The 16726-nt window shown below is 67.3% G+C and carries 12 protein-coding genes; 4 read left to right on the top strand and 8 right to left on the bottom strand.

Annotated elements, in window-relative coordinates; all coding sequences use genetic code 11:
• From ACEQ2X_RS00480 to ACEQ2X_RS00505, 6 genes are all read right to left on the bottom strand, one after another.
• A partial coding sequence (locus ACEQ2X_RS00480) for a DEAD/DEAH box helicase (RefSeq protein ID WP_370323774.1) occupies positions 1-1051 on the bottom strand: 1051 nt, incomplete at its 3' end.
• A 239-nt stretch (positions 1052-1290) separates the two neighbouring features.
• Positions 1291-3906 (bottom strand): DNA methyltransferase, encoded by a 2616-nt coding sequence (locus ACEQ2X_RS00485; RefSeq protein WP_370323775.1) that lies wholly within the window; start codon positions 3904-3906, stop codon positions 1291-1293.
• The gene (locus tag ACEQ2X_RS00490) at positions 3903-7586 is read right to left on the bottom strand and encodes a DUF6079 family protein (RefSeq protein ID WP_370323776.1); all 3684 of its coding nucleotides are present in this window, start codon (positions 7584-7586) and stop codon (positions 3903-3905) included. The genes ACEQ2X_RS00485 and ACEQ2X_RS00490 overlap by 4 nt, the downstream gene beginning before the upstream one ends.
• A 1-nt stretch (position 7587) precedes the next feature.
• Positions 7588-8079 (bottom strand): BREX-3 system P-loop-containing protein BrxF, encoded by a 492-nt coding sequence (brxF, locus tag ACEQ2X_RS00495; protein ID WP_370323777.1) that lies wholly within the window; start codon positions 8077-8079, stop codon positions 7588-7590.
• On the bottom strand, positions 8046-9431 hold the full coding sequence (locus ACEQ2X_RS00500) for a hypothetical protein (RefSeq protein ID WP_370323778.1): 1386 nt from the start codon (positions 9429-9431) through the stop codon (positions 8046-8048). Before ACEQ2X_RS00500 ends, brxF begins: the two co-directional genes overlap by 34 nt.
• Positions 9424-9927, bottom strand: coding sequence for an ATP-binding domain-containing protein (locus tag ACEQ2X_RS00505; protein WP_370323779.1), 504 nt, complete (start codon positions 9925-9927; stop codon positions 9424-9426). The genes ACEQ2X_RS00500 and ACEQ2X_RS00505 overlap by 8 nt, the downstream gene beginning before the upstream one ends.
• 413 nt (positions 9928-10340) lie before the next feature.
• Between ACEQ2X_RS00505 and ACEQ2X_RS00510 the strand changes: the two genes are divergently transcribed.
• A complete protein-coding gene (locus ACEQ2X_RS00510; protein WP_370323780.1) occupies positions 10341-11159 on the top strand; it encodes a DUF3825 domain-containing protein in 819 nt (272 codons plus the stop codon).
• A gap of 202 nt (positions 11160-11361) precedes the next feature.
• Here ACEQ2X_RS00510 and ACEQ2X_RS00515 read toward each other — a convergent pair whose 3' ends face one another.
• Positions 11362-12159, bottom strand: coding sequence for a hypothetical protein (locus ACEQ2X_RS00515; protein WP_370323781.1), 798 nt, complete (start codon positions 12157-12159; stop codon positions 11362-11364).
• Positions 12160-12219: 60 nt separating this feature from the next.
• A complete protein-coding gene (locus tag ACEQ2X_RS00520; protein ID WP_370323782.1) occupies positions 12220-12963 on the bottom strand; it encodes a DUF6308 family protein in 744 nt (247 codons plus the stop codon).
• A 98-nt stretch (positions 12964-13061) separates the two neighbouring features.
• On the opposite strand from ACEQ2X_RS00520, the gene ACEQ2X_RS00525 reads away from it, so the two are divergent.
• The 3 genes from ACEQ2X_RS00525 to ACEQ2X_RS00535 all read left to right on the top strand — a co-directional run bounded on the left by ACEQ2X_RS00525 (position 13062) and on the right by ACEQ2X_RS00535 (position 16700).
• Positions 13062-13745: a hypothetical protein gene (locus tag ACEQ2X_RS00525; RefSeq protein WP_370323783.1), complete on the top strand. Its 684-nt coding sequence runs from the start codon at positions 13062-13064 to the stop codon at positions 13743-13745.
• Between the two features lie 130 nt (positions 13746-13875).
• Positions 13876-16305, top strand: coding sequence for an AAA family ATPase (locus tag ACEQ2X_RS00530; RefSeq protein ID WP_370323784.1), 2430 nt, complete (start codon positions 13876-13878; stop codon positions 16303-16305).
• Positions 16302-16700 (top strand): hypothetical protein, encoded by a 399-nt coding sequence (locus ACEQ2X_RS00535; protein WP_370323785.1) that lies wholly within the window; start codon positions 16302-16304, stop codon positions 16698-16700. Before ACEQ2X_RS00530 ends, ACEQ2X_RS00535 begins: the two co-directional genes overlap by 4 nt.
• Positions 16701-16726 lie beyond the last annotated feature (26 nt).

The raw sequence follows: 16726 nt of genomic DNA on the forward strand, positions 1-16726 counted from the left end.
CCCCCACCCGGAGCTCGTTTCCCCACGCGGCGCCCATCGCGTTGTTGAGGGCTGCGACTTGTTCCTCACCGGAGAGGTCTCCCCAGTCCTCGGCGTGTTCGGGGAACAGCCGTAGCTGTGTGCCCTCGGTGAGGACCGCGGCGTGGCGACGCTCCAGCGCCGCGTGGATCGCCGCCGTGCTGCTGGACGCCAGCCGCTGCATCAGGAGGACGAGGAACCCGACAGCGGGCCGGTTCTGGGCCAGCGCCTGCTTGTAGCCGTGGCGGACGTACTCGGTGACCGCGTCGTAGAGCTGCTGCTCGATGTGCCGTTCGCCGTAGGGGATGCTCCGCAACGTCGTAGTACGGGGCAGGAACAGCGGGTTGCCGTCTTGGTCGGTGGTGCGGCGCTTGTCAGCACGAACGACCAGCGGGCCGACCGTGTCACGGGTTGCCTCGAGCCCGTGGATGAAGCGGTCGTCGAGCAGCCCGAGCAGGCGGGCGAAGGCGTCGGACTTGCCTGGGTGGGGGGTGGCCGACAGCAGCAGCACGTTCGGGGCGCACTCGGCAAGTCTTCGGGCCAACTGGTGACGGGCGACACTCGGGTCGCTGCCGGCGACGTGGTGAGCCTCGTCGATGATGACGAGATCCCAGCCGGCGTCCACCAACGCGTCGACCCGGAGGCGGTTGTGCTCTTCGACCCGCTGGGGTGACCACCCTGCACGTGCCGTCAGCGGCTTGACCGCGTCCAGCGAGCAGATCACCTGGTCGAAGGTGGACCACGGATCGATCCCGGCGTCGAACGGCACGCCGCCGGGCCCCACGCGCACGAACTCCTCGTCGAAGTGGTCGGCCATCTCAGCCGCCCACTGCAGCTGCACGCCCTTGGGCGCGATGACGAGAGTGCGGCGGACCCGTCCACGGGCCTTCAACTCGGCGTGGATCAGTCCAGCCTCGATGGTCTTACCGAGACCCACCTCGTCGGCGAGCAACAGCCGAACCGGGTTGCGGGCGAGTCCCCGCTCGAGCGCGACGAGCTGGTGCGGGAGGGGGGCCAGGCGCGTGCCGTGCACGCCTGCTGACCCTGGTGGATCGAGTTGTTGGATGGCACGGCAGGCAGCTGCTCGCCACGCGACCTCTGCCGGCGCCCACGGTCGCGAGGTCAACGTCGCTAGCTCAGCCGTGGGACAGCGATGGACGGCCGCGCGGCTGGGGATGACGATCTGAGCCGTCTCAACCCGGTCTATCGAGGTCGTCCCCAGGACGCGCACGACCTCGTGGCCGGTCGGCCACCACATCCACTCGGTCACCATCAGCGGACGAGCATGTCCGCGTTGTCGACGTAGTAGCGGAGCGTCGGCTCGTCGACCAGTGCATCGGCCGGCAGGCGGCGACCGACGGCGACGATCAGGTCGTAGTCCTGGCGATCCCACGCGTCGTCGAAGCCGGCCTTCACCGCTTCTGAGCGGAACGTCGCGATCCTGCCGGTGCCGGCGGTCAGCGTCTCGAACTCCCGCAGAAGCGCGCGGGTGCGGAGCTTCTCGAGGTCGGCGGCCTTCTTAGGATCGGGGACGTACCAGCGGCCATCGTCGTCTTGGATGAAGTTCTCAGCCAGCAGCTCCCGCAGCTCTGGAAGCTGTTCCCAGTCCGCCAGACTGTTGCCGAGCTCTCGGAGGAAGGCGGGTTGGATGTCGCTGTAGGCGAGCGGGCGACTGCGTGCCTTGAGGTGTTGCCTCAGCCATTGGACCGCGGATGATTCGTCGGTGATGAAGAGGGTGTCGGCGAGCAGCTCCTTGAACGTCAAGCGGTGACGTTCGTAGGTCTCGACCTGTGTGTCGAGGAAGTACATGCCGTCGCGCACGGGGAACCGCTGGTCGAGACCCTCGTAGAACTCCGTGGTGGTCAACGGGACCGGGATCTTGCGGCTGACGTGGTAGGCGATCATGCGGTCGTACAGCCGATCGGCCATTCGCTCGCGGATCGGCACGGCTTCACCGCGCCGACCCTCGACGACCTGCACCTTGCCGAGATGCTCCGTGATGAACGCCCAGGCCGTCTGCGGGTCCCCGTCACCGATGGCGGCGATGTCCGGCGAGGGGACGGTGGGCTTGTAGCAGGAGATGACCAGGTCCTTCTTGGCCGCGGAGTCGGCAGTGACCTGTCGGTAGGACAGCTGCTCCTTGTCGAGGATGCGGGTGTCGGCGACCAGGAAGCCCGCGTGCTCGAGCGCCCGTTGGACGGTGAGCCACACGTCGTTGCTGTGGTTCGAGAACTCCACGGTCATCCACCGGCCGGGCTTGAGGACCCGGTAGAACTCCGCGAAGCAACGGGCCATGACCCGGCCGTACTCGCCGAGGCTACGGGGCACCGTCTTGCTCTGGTTCTCGATGGCCTCGTCGTCAGCTGACGTGTACACGCCATGCCATGCTTCGATGAGGTAGGCGAGGTCGGCGTAGTAGATGTTGGCGCCGAACGGCGGGTCGACGAACACGTAGTCGATCGAGTCATCCGGCAGGTCGATCGAGGTCGACGAGCCGGTGGAGATCATCACCTGGTCGAGCTTCGCCGGGGTCTGCTGCCAGGTCTTCACCAGCGTCTGCCGCTTCCCCCTCGCCGGTTGGCTGCCCTCCAGGTTGTAGCGAACCGAGCACTCAGAGTGGAGGGAGGGCACGTAGTACACCCCCGTCTGTTGGCGATTCACTTGTGAGTGGTCGGTCGGCTTGTAGCGGTTCTGCCAGGAAAGCCCCCACAGCGCCTGTTCGATCCAGAACTTCAGCGCGAACCTGGTTAGCGGTTCTGATTCGGCATTAGCTTCCGTCCAGAGCCAGGCGAGACTGTGGAGTGCGCGGTCTCCCCAGAGGTGGTGGACGCGGGTGAACCCCTTCTTGTCCATCGGGGCTCGCTCGTGGGTCATGTGCATGAACGGGAACTCGTGGTCGGGGACCGGACCGGCGAGCGGCGTGGTGGCGATGCGGTCCAGGACAGCGAGGTCGGCCTCGTCAGGCGCCTTGTCGTACCGGGCGCCGCCATATCGGTAGTGGATGCGGACGGGGCGCATCTCGATTCGAGAGGTGGTGTCGCCGACCGGGGTACGGACGGTGGTCAACCGTCGTTCGAGCCGCTTCTTGTCCTGCTCGGCGCCACAGGTGGGGCAGGGGAACGGCTCCTCGACGCGTCCGGTGCTCGCGTTGTACGCGACGTCGTAGAAGACAACTGGAGACGCGCACTGGTTGCAGGAGAAGACCTCCGACCAGACCGTGTACTCGATCTTGGCGGGGCTGCCGTTGCTGTGCGTCGTCTCGTACATCCAGCCGAGCTCGGTGTCGAAGCGCTTCAGCAGCGCCGCCGAGGCGATGTCGAAGGCGGCAGCGTCGATCGGCAAGTTCAGGCCCGCGGCGATGATCGATGCGGACGGGCCCAGGTCTGTCAGCACCGCCCGGCGATACCCCCACGACACCGGCCCGAGCTCGCCCTCGATCGTCTCCTTGGTCTTGGCGTCCGGCGCCCCGCATGCCTGGGCGGCGAGGCCCGTGGCGCCGGTACCGGCGAACCCGTCCAGGACCACGTCCCCGGGACGGGTGTAGTGCAGCAGGAAGCGCATGATCGCGGGGTGCGGCACCTTGGTCGGGTAGCTGTGCGCCTTGTAGAAGAAGTTGCCCTTGCCGACCGAGACGTCGGTGGCGAACGGACCTGGGTCGGGGCGCTCGTCGTCGGTGGTACGGACCCGTTCGAGCCACTCGGCCATGAACGGGTTGGGGCAGGTCGCGTGGTACGGCGGCAAGCTCGCGTCGACGATCGCGTCATCGTCGCCGACGGGGAACCCCTCCGTAGTGCGGACGTGGTCCAGTTCCTTGCGAAGCCCGTCACGTGCGGTGGCGATGTCCCAGTCGCCGGTCGATCCGGCGGTTGGGAAGAGCGGGTCGGTCATGCGTCGGTCTCCGGTGCGAGGACGATGCGGGTGCGGTCGGGGGTGTGGCCGTCGAGCAGGGTCTCGAGGAGCCCGTCGAGGCGTGCCCGTAGTTCCTCTGGTGCGGCCGGGGAACTGCCGGGGAACAAAGCGGCGCTCAGGTCGGCGGTGCTGACGGTGCGGATCTCGAAGCGCTTGAACACGAGGTCGACGGCCTTGACGAACTCGACGGTGACCGGGTCGGGCAACGTGCCGGTGTCGCGGAAGTGCTCGACCGCGTCCCTGACGCCGGCGTCGAGCAGGCCGATCTGTTCCTGCAGGTCGGGCTCGGCGAGGTTCTCGGCCAGCGTGGCGGTCCATCCCTCGTACAGCTCCAGGACTCGGGTTTCAAGCTGCTCGAGCCTGGCGTCGGCGGACGTTCCCTCGAGCGTGCCGGGTTGGCGACCTTGGTGGATCACCGACGTCGTCAGCGCAGAGGCGTCGAGGCTCATGATCGTCGGGATGTCGGCGAGCTCCTGCTTCAAGGTCGTGAACACGCCACCGGGCAGCATCTTGATGGTGGCCAGTCGTTCGACGACGATCCATTCGGGACTGGTCCGCAACTGCTCCTTGCGCTTGTCTCCAGCGGCGTCCAGGTAGTTGTGCGTGTAGGCGGCTGCAGCAGCCTTTGCGAAGTCTTGGCGGAGCTCGTCGGCTCGGGACGTGAGCGTGCTGACGGCGGCAGGGTCGATGGGAGTCGACTGCAACGTCGCGAGCATGTCCTCGCGAAGCGCCTTGGCGTCGTCGGACAGGCTGTGGTGCTCGCCGAAGGCGCTGACCGCCTCGCGCAGGTAGCTGGCCACACCGGCGAGCTTGGTCGCGGACTTGCGGAGGAGATCGAGGTAGGCGATCTCGTCCTTACCGGCCGTAGCAGCCTCGATCTGCGCAGGGGGCAGGTTCAGCTTGTTCAGCTTGCCTATGGAGTTGCGCGGCACGATGTCCTCGACGAACGCCTTGAGTCCGCGGATGCGGTGCCGGCGTTCCTCTCGGAGGTCGACGAGCTGGTCGCCCCAGAACTCGATGCCGTCGGCCACGACGTCTTCGAACTCGCTGATCCTGGATTGCAGCTCGACGGCACGGGTACCGAAGGTGGTGACGAGGTCGGTGGTGGCCCCTGTGGCGGGCACAGCACCGGGCGCAACGTCCAGAAGCGTCGCTGCAGCCTTGAGCGCGTCCGTGGGGGTGGCTGCTGGTGGTGCGATGTGGGAGAAGGCGACCAGTTCGTCCTGCGGCTTCTTCGCCAGCTCTCCTAGGGACAGGGCGTCGATGGTCTGCCCGGGGTAGGCCAGCTCCGCGTGGCCGAGGTGAACCAGTGCGGCGGCGACGACGACGAGCCACTCGGGCTCGAGGTGCCATGGGGACCAGCTCCACAGCCCAGGGTCGCGCTGGGTGAGCAGGTCGGTGCGGTTGAGCACCTTGGGGGCCGCATCGTCGAGGAACTTCAGCAGTGCCGCAGCGTATGTGCCGTCGGCGTTGATGGTTCCGGTGTGGTCCAAGAGCCCCAGCGCCGAAAGGACCGCACGGCTCGTGCTGGTCGACTTGGCCGGGGTGGCCAGCTGGTTCAGCCCGGCTCGTGCGGCCTCCATCACGTTGCCCGGTGTCACCTCGACGGTGAACGTGGGGTAGCCGGGGTAGCGCTGCCGGAAGTGGTCGGTCAGGATGTGCGACCAGACAGCCCGCAGCTGCTCGCGGATCGAGGTAGCCGGTTCGGGGACCTCGTGCAGCCACTCCGCGAGGGTGCGGGTCTCGCCCTTGTAGGTCAGGGTGACGGCATCGCGCATGTTGGTGCGCAGCCATGTGACGAGTTCCTGCCGGGCAGCCTGCGCCTTCGCGTCGTAGATGGGCCGCCGCTCCCCGGTCGACTCCTTCGCCAGAGCCAGCGCACCGGCGTACCGCTTCAGGACGGAGCGGAAGGTGTCGTCAGGTGCCGCGAGTCGCTGGAGCACCTCGTCGGACTGCTCCTCGTCGAAGAACTTGGGGGGGTCGTAGGGCTGGATGAAGAAGAGGTAGAAGTCGCGTGGGGGCTTCGCGGTCGAGCGCTGGTTGGGTGCACCCATGAACAGGTAGCCGCGGCGTTCGCTCTTCTTCTCAGGCCACGACAGGTCGTACTCCCACGTCTTGTAGGCGCCCTTGTAGGGGTCGTCTCGAACCCCGAGCGTCTCCTCCATCGCGACGTAGTAGGCCTCGTCCAGCCGGTTGTCATCTAGGGACTCGGCGCGTTGCGCGATCAGCTGGTCGTAGTCGACGTCCTTGTCGAGGTCGAGGTAGTACTGGCCGTTGTCCTGGTTCTTGCTGATGTACTCGCCGGACACCGCGACGAGCGTCTTCTGCAGGATGGACTCGAGCGTGATGCGGAGGAACGACGCGTCCTTCTTCGGCAATCCGGGCGGGAGGGGTAGGACCTGGTCGCGCAGCTCCTCGATCGTCATCCCGATCTTGCTGCGTGTGTCCTCAGTGGTCATCCGGTGGACTGCCAAGGCGTCGAGCAGGCGGGTCGCTGTCGGGATGAACTCCTTCTCGGGCAACGCGGACTGCACCTTGGTGCGGACGTCCTCGCTCTTGTCGAGCACCTCGGCCACCTCGGGCACCATCCGCGCTCCTGGGTCGTCGTCCATGCGCTGGCGGTAGCTGTCCAGGCATACGAGGCCGGGCTGGTCGTCCGGCACCTGCTGGTCGGCCAGCCGTAGGATCTCGTCCTGGATGGTGCGGAGGATCTCTCGCTTCTCGACCAAGCGGAGCTGCTCGAACGTGCCGAGGTAGGATGGGTGGACGGGGAACAGATCGACGAAGTCCTCTAGGCGCTCGGCCATCCCGTCGTACAACGGCGTGAACGTGGTGAGGTGGTCGCGGATGCGGTCGCGTTGCGTCGGCGACTTGGGCAGGAGGCGGTGCTTGACGACGAACGACACGTCCTCCTTGCTGATCCGCAGCTGCTCGAACCGGGCCTTGACCCGTTGCACCGCGCTGGCGGCGCCCTGGAAGCGTGGGTTGTCGAACAGCGATTCCTGCAGGCCGATGAGGGTACGGAACCGCGAGTTCTTGGAGGACTCCCCGACCTCTCGGAGGAAGGCAAGGTCCTGGAACAGCTCGGCGTCCTTGCGGCCGCGCAGGTAGTCGAGCAGCTCGTCCAGCGCGAACAGCAGACCCTTGTCAGGGTAGACGGCCTCGAAGGCGGCCATCATCTCGACCAGGTGATCCTTGGTACCGCTGACCTGGTCGAAAGGCGGGAACTGGTAGTCCACACCCATCGCGGCGAGGCCTTTGGTGAGCTCTTGGCAGACGATGTCGCGCAGCGACATGCCTGAGGCCCCGATGTCGAAGCGGATGACCTGGAAGGTTCCACGCAGGGGCTCCAGCGCCGTGCGGACGGTCTCTTTGGTCACAACGTCGAGTAGGTCCGGGAACTCCGCGATGCCCGCGATGACCGCCATGAGGTGGGTCTTGCCGGTCCCGTAGGTGCCGACGATGAAGAGGCCGCGGTTGTCGCTGGGTTGGTCGAACCGCAGGTGGGGGAGGACCAGCGTGGTCAGTTGATCGGCCATGCGGTCGGAGATGACGTAGGTCTCGACGTCACGGCGAGCCTTGTCCTCGCTGGCGGAGTCGCGGACCTGCTTCACCTGCTCGAGCGGGGGCGGGATGTCGATGACGTCGCGGTATTTCATGTCAGGCGATCTCCATGCGGTACGGAACTTCGTCGGGGAACGTGGTGGCGCGTGGATGGAGGATGACAAATCCTGTCGCTGGCGCATCGACGTAGTCGGCACGCCCTGCTGCGCTGTAGGTCAAGCGGTTGGCACGGACCGTGCCGGGCCATGCCGCGACCAACGGCGCGCGCCGGGAATGCTGCTTCAATAGCGCCGGAACATCGGTGGCCAGCATGGGGTGGAAGAGCACGTCGAAGTCGGTGAGGACCGTCGGCTCGTTGATGGCTCGCACGTGTTCGAGGACGTCGTGCGGTTCGTGCGCGACCTGGGCCACGAACTGGCCGATGGAGGTCAGGGTGACCGAGTGTTCCAGGGCGTCCAGCAAGACGGGGGTCGCCGGGTCGTGCTGAGGGAAGACCGCGGGACGTCCCCGTTCGACGTGGACCCGCAGCGGTTCCAGCACGGTGGTCCATCGCGTCATGCGTGGGGGCCGATGCTCGTGATCGTCCACGTCCGCGTGTCGTCGTCGACGTCCCAGTAGATGCGCAGGCACTGATCGGGACTAGTGGCCTCGTCGACCTTGAGGTGTGGGGACGGCTGGGCCCCGTAGCCGAACCCTCGGCGGGCGAAGAAGTCCGCGGGTGGCTCGCCGAGGTGGTCGTGGTGCACCAGCGCGCCAGCCTCCATCACCGCCTGCGTAGCGCGGAGTAGCTCACCGGGCTTCTTGTAGCTGGCGAAGCCGCGGGCAGACATGATCGCACCGTCGGTCAGCTCGACCTTGCCGGCGTACCACGTCGTCTCGGCCAGCTCCTCGATGCGGTCGACCGCGTCCGCGACCGTTGCTGGCTCGGCCGCGTCGACTGGACCGACAGGCCGGCCCCGGTGCTTCACCGCCTTGAACTGCTCCTCCAACGCCTCCGCTTTGGCTCTGGTGCGTGACAGATCGGTTTCAAGGTCGACCGCTCGTTGACGTTCGTCCCGCAGGTGGGCTGTGAGGTCCTCGTTGTCTGCCTCGTAGAGCTGGAGAAGCTCTCGGAGGTCGTTGACGTCGGAGCCTTCAATTGCCGCACGTGCGGCGACGCGTCGATCCTCGCGGAGCTGTGCGCGGGCAGGGTGTTCGGTGACGGCGGCAGCGGCCAGGGTGCCCATCCACGAGCGGAGCTGGCCGACGGTTCGGTCGCTGATGCGGTCCGGGAAGGTCAGGCGGTGCCGGTACGGGTCGTCGTCGGGGGTGAAGCTGGGGAAGTACACCCGCAGCGCTCCGTCGTAGACCGAGAGCTGCGCACCAACGACGTCCGTAAGCGTCCACGAGCTCTGCGGTGTCGACATGACGCGCACGTGGGCCATGCCCGCCAGCTGTCTGGACAGTTCCACCGGATCGAGCAGCAGGTCGCTGCCTCGGGACGTCCGGCTGACCACGATGACGGGCAGCCGACGGCTGTCGCTCTGCATCAGCGTCACCAGGTCCCCGACCTGTGACGGGCCCACCTCGGGGACGGGGTCGGCGTGGCACTCGTGCTCACCGTCGTAGACGTCCAGCTCTCGGAGCAGCGTCCGGACGAGTGCGGGTGACTTGAACTCGTACTCCAGCGGCGCGATCGAGCCTGTGGCGGCAGCGCGGATACCGATCCGGATCGTGACGTGTGCCCGCTCGTCGGGCGCCCCGTGGAGGATCTCGGTCCGCCACTGGACACCGTTGAGGGTCTGCTCCAGGCGGCAGACGCGACTGCCATCGGATGCATCGTCGATATGGATGAGCGCGCTGCCATCGCGGTGCTTGTCCATCCACTCATCAATGAAGGGCCGTGCTCGATGATTGGTCGATTCGCGGGCGTAGAGCGCGGCCGCGTAGAGCTCACGCAAGGGTGCCTCCTCCGTCTTCCTGTTGACGGCCCCAGCAGCCTGGCTGAAGGGCAGACGTTCGTTCGATTCGCCGCTGCACCGTGGGTGAGAGCTGATCTGAGCTAATGACCGTGACGCGTCGGCTTGACCGAGTGATGGCGGTGTACAACAGCTGTCGGGTGGTGCGGCGGCCATCGGGTGGCAGGGCGATGACCACGTCGTCGAACTGGGAGCCGTGGCTCTGGTAGATCGTCATGGCGTGGACGGTTTGGAGGCCGTGGAGGCGGCGAGGGTCGAGCGGCTGAAGGCCGGTCGAGGTGTCGAATGCGATGCGCAGGCGACTGCCGTCGCGGATGACGATGCCGAGGTCGCCGTTGAAGATGCCGAGGCGGTAGTCGTTGGTCGTCGCGCGGACCGGGCGACCGGGATAGGACTCCGGGCCCCAGGCGGGGATGCCCCGCGCGTCCACGAGCGCGTCCGCGCGTGGCGCTCGGTGGACGATCAAAGCCTCTGCCATGTCTGTTCTGGCCCCCTCGGCGCGACAGTGTTGCACACCTACCGAGGCGGACGGTGTTGCATCGGCGTCGGCGGATGAACCACTCGCAGTGCAGCACGGAAGGACAGACGGGACGAAGTGGGACGATCCCGCGCCTTAAGAGCTCTTGCCGCGCCCCCCGGCGTTGTCGGGCGCCCACGTGTCGCAGTCGGAGTCCGAACACTTCGGCGGGCTTCGCGGTGCTCAACGGCCCGGCGCCACAACGAACGGGCTGGTGGCAGACGGTTTCTGCTGAGGTCTGGGCGGGTGCGGGACGTAGGCCTACTGGCTCCTGAACGCGGTTGCCACCCTCAGCTCAACGCCGGTGGCAACAACGAGGGCGAGGGTTCTTGGCTACGATAAGTGCCGAGCGGAGGACCATCGGGAGGTCATTGATGAGTGCCGAACCAAAGGCTGAGGACTTGCTGCGCCCTTTCGAGGGTTACCGGCCAGGTGCCGTGCAAGGCCTGAAGCAGTTCTCATTTGTCCCGGACGAAGTGCGAGACAGGCTTGCCTCTCTCGCCTTGGATGAAGACTGGGGCGAGAACAACTTCGTTCTAGTGAAGTATCTCGCCGTTCAGGTGCCACTATCTCTTCAACAGGGCCGGTACACCTGGTTTAACAACCAACTCACCTTGACTGCGGGTACGCTGCAAACAAGGTACGGCACCCCGTTATACATCATCTTCGAACGGAACGAACGACCGGATGCCGCCCCGTGGTTCATGCGTATTGCGACTGATCGTCCGATGGCGGATGAATTGCCTCAGCCGGCCAACCTTCCCGATTGGCCTGATATTGCACTGAACTCTGAGATTGTCATCGCACACGAGCACATTCTTGATGATAACAAATCCCGAGTTGCATTCCTAGAACACACACCCCCCGTTGCGCAAATGTGCGCGGTCGCAGGAGCTATTCAATGGTCGATTCATCGCAGGCTATACATACCGCAACTCTACTGGGGAACGACGAGTTACTTCGTGCCGGTCTACCTCACGAGCCGGGAGGACATCACAGCGGCACCTGACCTCGTGGCCCCTGTGCAGGTCCAGCCTGGCTATCTCGTTGCCCGCACGCTGCTGGAGCCTTACATGAGCTACGCCAGAGCCCGGGTAGTCGCCCCCCGTGCGGATCAACTGCCCACCTGGCTCGTCAGCGCCTGGCGAGACCACAGCCAACACGTGTCGGAAGAAGAGGACGAGCTAGCTTGACGCAAGTGCAGGGATTCGGTGCGCCCGGGGTTCGAGTAGTAGCGACTCGTGGCCGGGCCGCCGTGGATCGTCCGCGGGAGGACAGCTACGGAGTGTCCGCCTGAGGCCTTTGGATAGGCGTCTCGACCCCACTCACAGGCGCTGTCACCCACTTCCGTTGGACTCCGTCTGTGGACTGGCGAGGCACCGAGGAACAGGCGCCTCAGGGCTGGATCATCTGCGTCACCCACCGCTGGATGAAGGGGGGCATGCCAGAGGCGTCGAGCGCCGTCAGCAGTCGCGCCCAGCTCACGCCGGTCAGTGCGGGGTGCGGAGCCGTGCCCGTCCGCGACAGCAGTCCGTACGTCGTCCGCCGTTCGAGCAACCGGTCGAACATGTGACGTTGCACATCGAGTTGCGACACACGATCGAGTCCGCGCTCATCGAAGATCGACTTCTCTGCCGCAGTGGTCGGGTAGCTGCTGATGCCGGACTCGAGCTTCGCCTCGACGCACAGCGCGCGGTTGCGGCCGTAGAGGACGACGAGATCCGGCTTGATGTTGAACGACCACTTGAAGCGGCAGGCGTCCAAGAGCTCGCTGTTCGACAGGGGTTCGCCCGTATCCAGGCGCAGCGTCTCGTGGAGCTGCGTCACTCCCCAGCGCTGCGGAGACTGGATGTGGTCCGAGGAGATGGGTCCCGCGACGCCGAACCGCCTGTTGAACGTGCGCGGATCGCAGGTCTCGAGCTCGGCCGCGTCGTCGGGCTGGACTGCGGCGAGGATGATCCGCCGGCGGGTCTCGAGCTCCGGGTGCTGATGCCAGAGATCACGCAGGTAGGCGAACTCGACGAACACCTCCGTGTCCACGTCGTCGAACGTGAGCCCCCCGGTGCCGAACAGGTCCCCGAACTCCGCCAGGTTGTCGCGGTGGAACAGCAACGCGTAGAGGGTCGCGACCGCGTTCCGCTCTTCGCGGTTGAAGGCGGAGTACGGCGTGTCTGGAGTCGGGATGGCGGGCACTCGAGTTCCTCTCCTATGGCCCCGTCAGCGTTCCGGGATGCCGTTCGCACGACGTGAGCTTCAGACGCGGCCCCTGGACCGTCCCCACACGAGAGCATCGAGCAGGCGCAGGTCTGTGAGTCCGCTCAAGCGTTGCACGTGGGTGACGGTCTGCTCAGAGTCCGCGGGAAGGTCCCTGAGCAGTTCCTTCATATGTGCCAGTCCGTCCGAGGAGGCGACGAGGTCCTCACGGAAGGCCATCCAGTAGGCGCGGACGTTCGCCGTCTTCGTCGGCGCACGTTGGTCTCCCACGGACTCCTTGATGCCCATGCTGGCGTTGTGGTGTTTGACCGCCCGCTCCTGGTAGACGCCGAGGAACTCGCTGTCCGTGATGGGGACGAAATCCGGCCACTTGATGTGGAGGAGCTTCCCGACCGTCCCGAAGGCGAGGCCGCCCAGGCTGGTCCAGTAGTCGAAGAGCACCCACATGGCAGCCACGCCTTCGGCATGCACGAACTGTTCGCCCCCTGCGTGCGCGGTCAGCGGGGCCACATCGAGTTCGGGCCACGGGGCGTCCGCGGCCTCGCGCAGCAGGACGTGGCTGCGTTCGTATGTGAGTCCCGCACCGATGCACGTCAGTCGGCCGAGGTCGGTGAGCGTGACGTCATCCACCGGAGAGCGGCGGTCCTCGCCGACCTCCATGTCGGCGTAGTCGTAGTAGCGGACGGTGTCCCGCGGGTAGCGCTCGACGAGGAACTCGACGGCGGCCCTCGGGTCGATCGGGTCGCCGGTGATCCAGATCTGTGGTGCGTCGCCGTCGGACATGCTCCCTCCCAGGTCGGTGACCGCTCTCAGCCGCGCAGGGTAGTGGAGGCCTTCAGCACGTGCTGGCGACGTCACACCACAGCGAGATGATGATCGCGATGCCACCCATCCCCTTCACGCATCAGCTGCTGGCGGCGTTCGACGCCATCGAGCATCGACATGAGGTGCTCATGGATCGCCCGCCCGTGGCGGTCCCACGGACCCCCGGGTGGATGGGGACTGCCCTCGAACCCGGTGAGTGGACGTGGGCAGCACCGCGGGGCACGACGACATCGTTGGCAGGACCGGTGGGGGTGCAGCTCGGGTGGATCTCGTCCTACATCGATGCGGTGGCTGACCGTCGCGACCCGGTTGTGATCGTCGCGCATGAGGATCTCCACGAGCTCGTCATGCTGGTGTTGATCGCGCACGGCGGCATCCGCCTCGACGTCCTGCGACGCGGAGACCTCCGCGCCGGGGACTGGCCGAGGCTCTCAGCGCGGCTCGGGGCCCTCGCCGAGGCACCAGTGGTCCTGGTGTCCCCGACGGGGTCTGCGCTTCCTGCGGAGGCGGACGACGCGTCGTTGGTGGCGTGCATCTGCCCCGACGACGACCTGGTGCGTGGAGCCGGAGATGCCGCGCGCACTCACGGCCCACGCGTCGTCTTGGGTTGTGCGTGGGCCGGCGCGGGCGCCACCGTCCGTCTGGAACCCGAGCACACCGCGGTGCGCGTGCAGGGTGTCGGCCGGTGGGCGTTCAGCTGGCCGACGCTGCAGGTGGTCAAGCCGTGGCCGATCGGTTGATCGCGGAGCGCAGGACCCAACCCTGGCTCCGTTGCTTCGCCATCCATGTCGCAGCCATGGGGCATCCTGAGGTGGACTGATCGACAGGGCCGGCCCGGCGGGAGACCGTGGCCTGGCGGAGGGGAACTCCATGGAACCGCAACTCGCTGCCGCCGTCCGGCAGCGGCTGGCCGACGCGGGGCTCGACGAGGCGACCGTGCAGCTGGTCACCGCGGCATGCACCGGCACGCCGTTGGATCGCTCAGCCGACGCGACGTGGCCGGATGATTCGGAACCCGACCAGCGTGACGATGGCGACGTGGCCGGGGTGTTCCTCGCGGGCATCGCCGTCGAGGGCTTCCGCGGGATCGGGCCGCGACGTGAACTGCCGCTGACGCCTGGTCCGGGTCTCACGCTCGTGGTGGGGCGCAACGGGTCGGGCAAGTCGAGCTTCGCCGAGGCACTTGAGATGTGCCTGACCGGCACGTCGTCGCGATGGGCCGGGCGACCGAAGGCATGGCAGGAGACCTGGCGCAACCTCCACCACGACGGCGACGCGGCGATCACCACCCGACTTGTGGGGGTGGGCGACGCCCCCTGCGACCTCATCCATCGGTGGCCGGACGGGGAGAACGATGTCACCGCCGGCCACAGCGAGCTGGACGACGGTCGGCGCCTGAGGGACCTCGGCTGGGCCGCTGCGCTCAACCAGTTCCGGCCCCTCCTATCGTTCAACGAGCTCGGCGGCATGTTCGACGGCCGGCCCGCGGACCTCTATGACGCCATCGCGGCCATCCTCGGCGTCGATCCGCTGCGGGGCGCCGTCGAGGTGCTGCGCCAGTCTCGACTCGCGGACTCGAAGCCGATCAAGGCCGTCACCGACGCGCGGAAGGAGTTGATCTCCCAGCTCCGAGCGAGCCACGACGACCGAGCCGACGACGTGCTCACGGCCATAGACGGCAAGGACTGGGATCTGCCTGCTGCGCTTGCCGCAGTGCAAGAGGACACGACCGCACCGACCTCGGACCTCTCACGCCTCCGCGCGCTCATCGGCATCGACGCTCCCCACCCCTCGGACGCCGCGCAGGTCGCCGAGCAGCTGCGGGACGCCGCAGCCGCGCACGCCGCGGCGGCGGCCACCGACGCCGGCCGTGCCGACCGCATCGCGCAGCTGCTCCGCCAGGCCATCGCCTGCGTCGATCACGACGGTCCCACGCCATGCCCCCTCTGTGGTTCCGGCACCGTGCTCGATGACGACTGGCGTTCCACCGCCGAGGCCGAAGCCGAGCGGTTGGCGGACCAGGCGCGGGTGGTCCGCGATGCCGAGGCCGCGATGTCGGTGGCCCGTCAGCAGGCACGCCGTCTGATGCCATCCCTGCCGGCGACGTTGGAGGACGCGAGCCTGGTCGGTGTCAACGCCGTCGAGGCGCTCGCCGCGTGGCAGCGGCTGCTCGACGCGCCCGAGGATCCGGGGGCGCTGGCAAGGCACCTCGTGGACGCCGTCGATGCGCTCGACGAGCAGCTCCGTGAGCTGCGCGCTGCAGCATCGCGTGAGCTCGACCGCCGGCAGGACGACTGGCGTCCGCTGGCCGTCGCCGTGACCCGGTGGGTCGAGGACGCGCGCGAAGCACGCCTCGCCGAGGCACGAGCCATCCAGGCGCAGACGGCGGAGAAGTGGCTGGCCGCCTGCGCGACGGAGATCGAGGCGGAGCGGTTCGCCCCCATCCGCGAGGCCGTGCGGTCCTACTGGGAGCGGCTGCGGCTCGAGTCGAACGTCAGCCTCGAGGACGTGTCGCTGTACCGGGCGGGTCAGCGGCGCAGCCTCGAGCTGGACGTCACCGTCGACGAGACCGGCGCCAACGCACTCGGCGTCATGAGCCAGGGAGAGCTGCACTCCCTCGCCCTCGCCGTCTTCCTCCCACGCGCCACGTTGGACGAGAGCCCGTTCCGCTTCGTCGTGCTCGACGATCCGGTGCAGGCGATGGATCCCGCGCGGGTCGAGGGGTTGGCCACCGTCCTGGCAGAGGTCGCCAAGACCCGTCAGGTCGTCGTCATGACGCACGACACACGCCTGCCGGATGCGGTCCGGCAGCTGCAGATCCCTGCCACCGTCTGGGAGGTGCATCGTCGGCCACGGTCCGAGATCGACCTCCGCACGGTCGATGATCCCGTCGACCGGTACCTGGACGACGCTCGTGCGGTGGCACGGACCGAGGAACTGCCGGCTCCCGTTCGCGCGAAGCTCGTGGCGCAGATGGGACGGGGGGCGCTCGAGGCGCTCACTGTCGACCGCATCCGCCGGCGGTGGCTCGGTCGGGGCATCCCACACAGTGAGGTCGAGCGCCGCCTGGACGGCAAGCGCGTCCACGACCTGATCGCCCTGGCGCTGTTCGACTCCGACGACCGCGACGCGACGACGAAGGTCACCCCGACCCTCGCGGGCTGGTTCGACGGCTACGCCGACGTGCTGAAGGACTGCAAGCGCGGCACGCACGTCGGGGAGCGGGTCATCGAGGACGCCGTCTTCGTGCGCCACCTGGACGGTCTCGTGAAGAAGCTTCGGCAGGAAGCACCAGCATGACGCCGGAGGAGGTGCTGGCGGAGGCGCGGACGCTCGCCAGTCGAGGCGTCGGCGAACTGGGTGGGACGGCGAGCAGGGCGGCCGCCCTGTTGGGTCGGAGTGCGCTGGAAGACGCGATCTGGGACCTGTTCCCCCAGCTGAAGGAGGTCAGTGGACGGGCGATGCACCTGACCCTCCCGTTCGTCTTCGATCGGCAGGTCGCGCGTCAGGCTGCCCTGGTGTGGGGGCGGCTGTCCGCCGCCAGCCACCACCACATCTACGAGATGCCGCCGACCGCGGTCGAGCTGGAACGGATGCTCGACACCGTCCACGACGTCATCGACGCGGTCCGTGACCGGCAGGAGCGCAGGCGTGAGAAGCGTTCGGCTGGTGTGACGAGGGCCAGCGGACGATGACGGGGTTCACGCGGCAAACCGGTTCC

The organism is Euzebya sp., assembly GCF_964222135.1.
GTDB lineage: Bacteria > Actinomycetota > Nitriliruptoria > Euzebyales > Euzebyaceae > Euzebya.

Excerpts from the sequence above, each read along its gene's own strand:
- ACEQ2X_RS00485 (WP_370323775.1), bottom strand. The coding sequence starts at position 3,906 with ATGACCGACCCGCTCTTCCCAACCGCCGGATCGACCGGCGACTGGGAC.
- ACEQ2X_RS00490 (WP_370323776.1), bottom strand. The coding sequence starts at position 7,586 with ATGAAATACCGCGACGTCATCGACATCCCGCCCCCGCTCGAGCAGGTG.
- ACEQ2X_RS00505 (WP_370323779.1), bottom strand. The coding sequence starts at position 9,927 with ATGGCAGAGGCTTTGATCGTCCACCGAGCGCCACGCGCGGACGCGCTC.
- ACEQ2X_RS00510 (WP_370323780.1), top strand. The coding sequence starts at position 10,341 with ATGAGTGCCGAACCAAAGGCTGAGGACTTGCTGCGCCCTTTCGAGGGT.
- ACEQ2X_RS00520 (WP_370323782.1), bottom strand. The coding sequence starts at position 12,963 with ATGTCCGACGGCGACGCACCACAGATCTGGATCACCGGCGACCCGATC.
- ACEQ2X_RS00525 (WP_370323783.1), top strand. The coding sequence starts at position 13,062 with ATGCCACCCATCCCCTTCACGCATCAGCTGCTGGCGGCGTTCGACGCC.
- ACEQ2X_RS00530 (WP_370323784.1), top strand. The coding sequence starts at position 13,876 with ATGGAACCGCAACTCGCTGCCGCCGTCCGGCAGCGGCTGGCCGACGCG.
- ACEQ2X_RS00535 (WP_370323785.1), top strand. The coding sequence starts at position 16,302 with ATGACGCCGGAGGAGGTGCTGGCGGAGGCGCGGACGCTCGCCAGTCGA.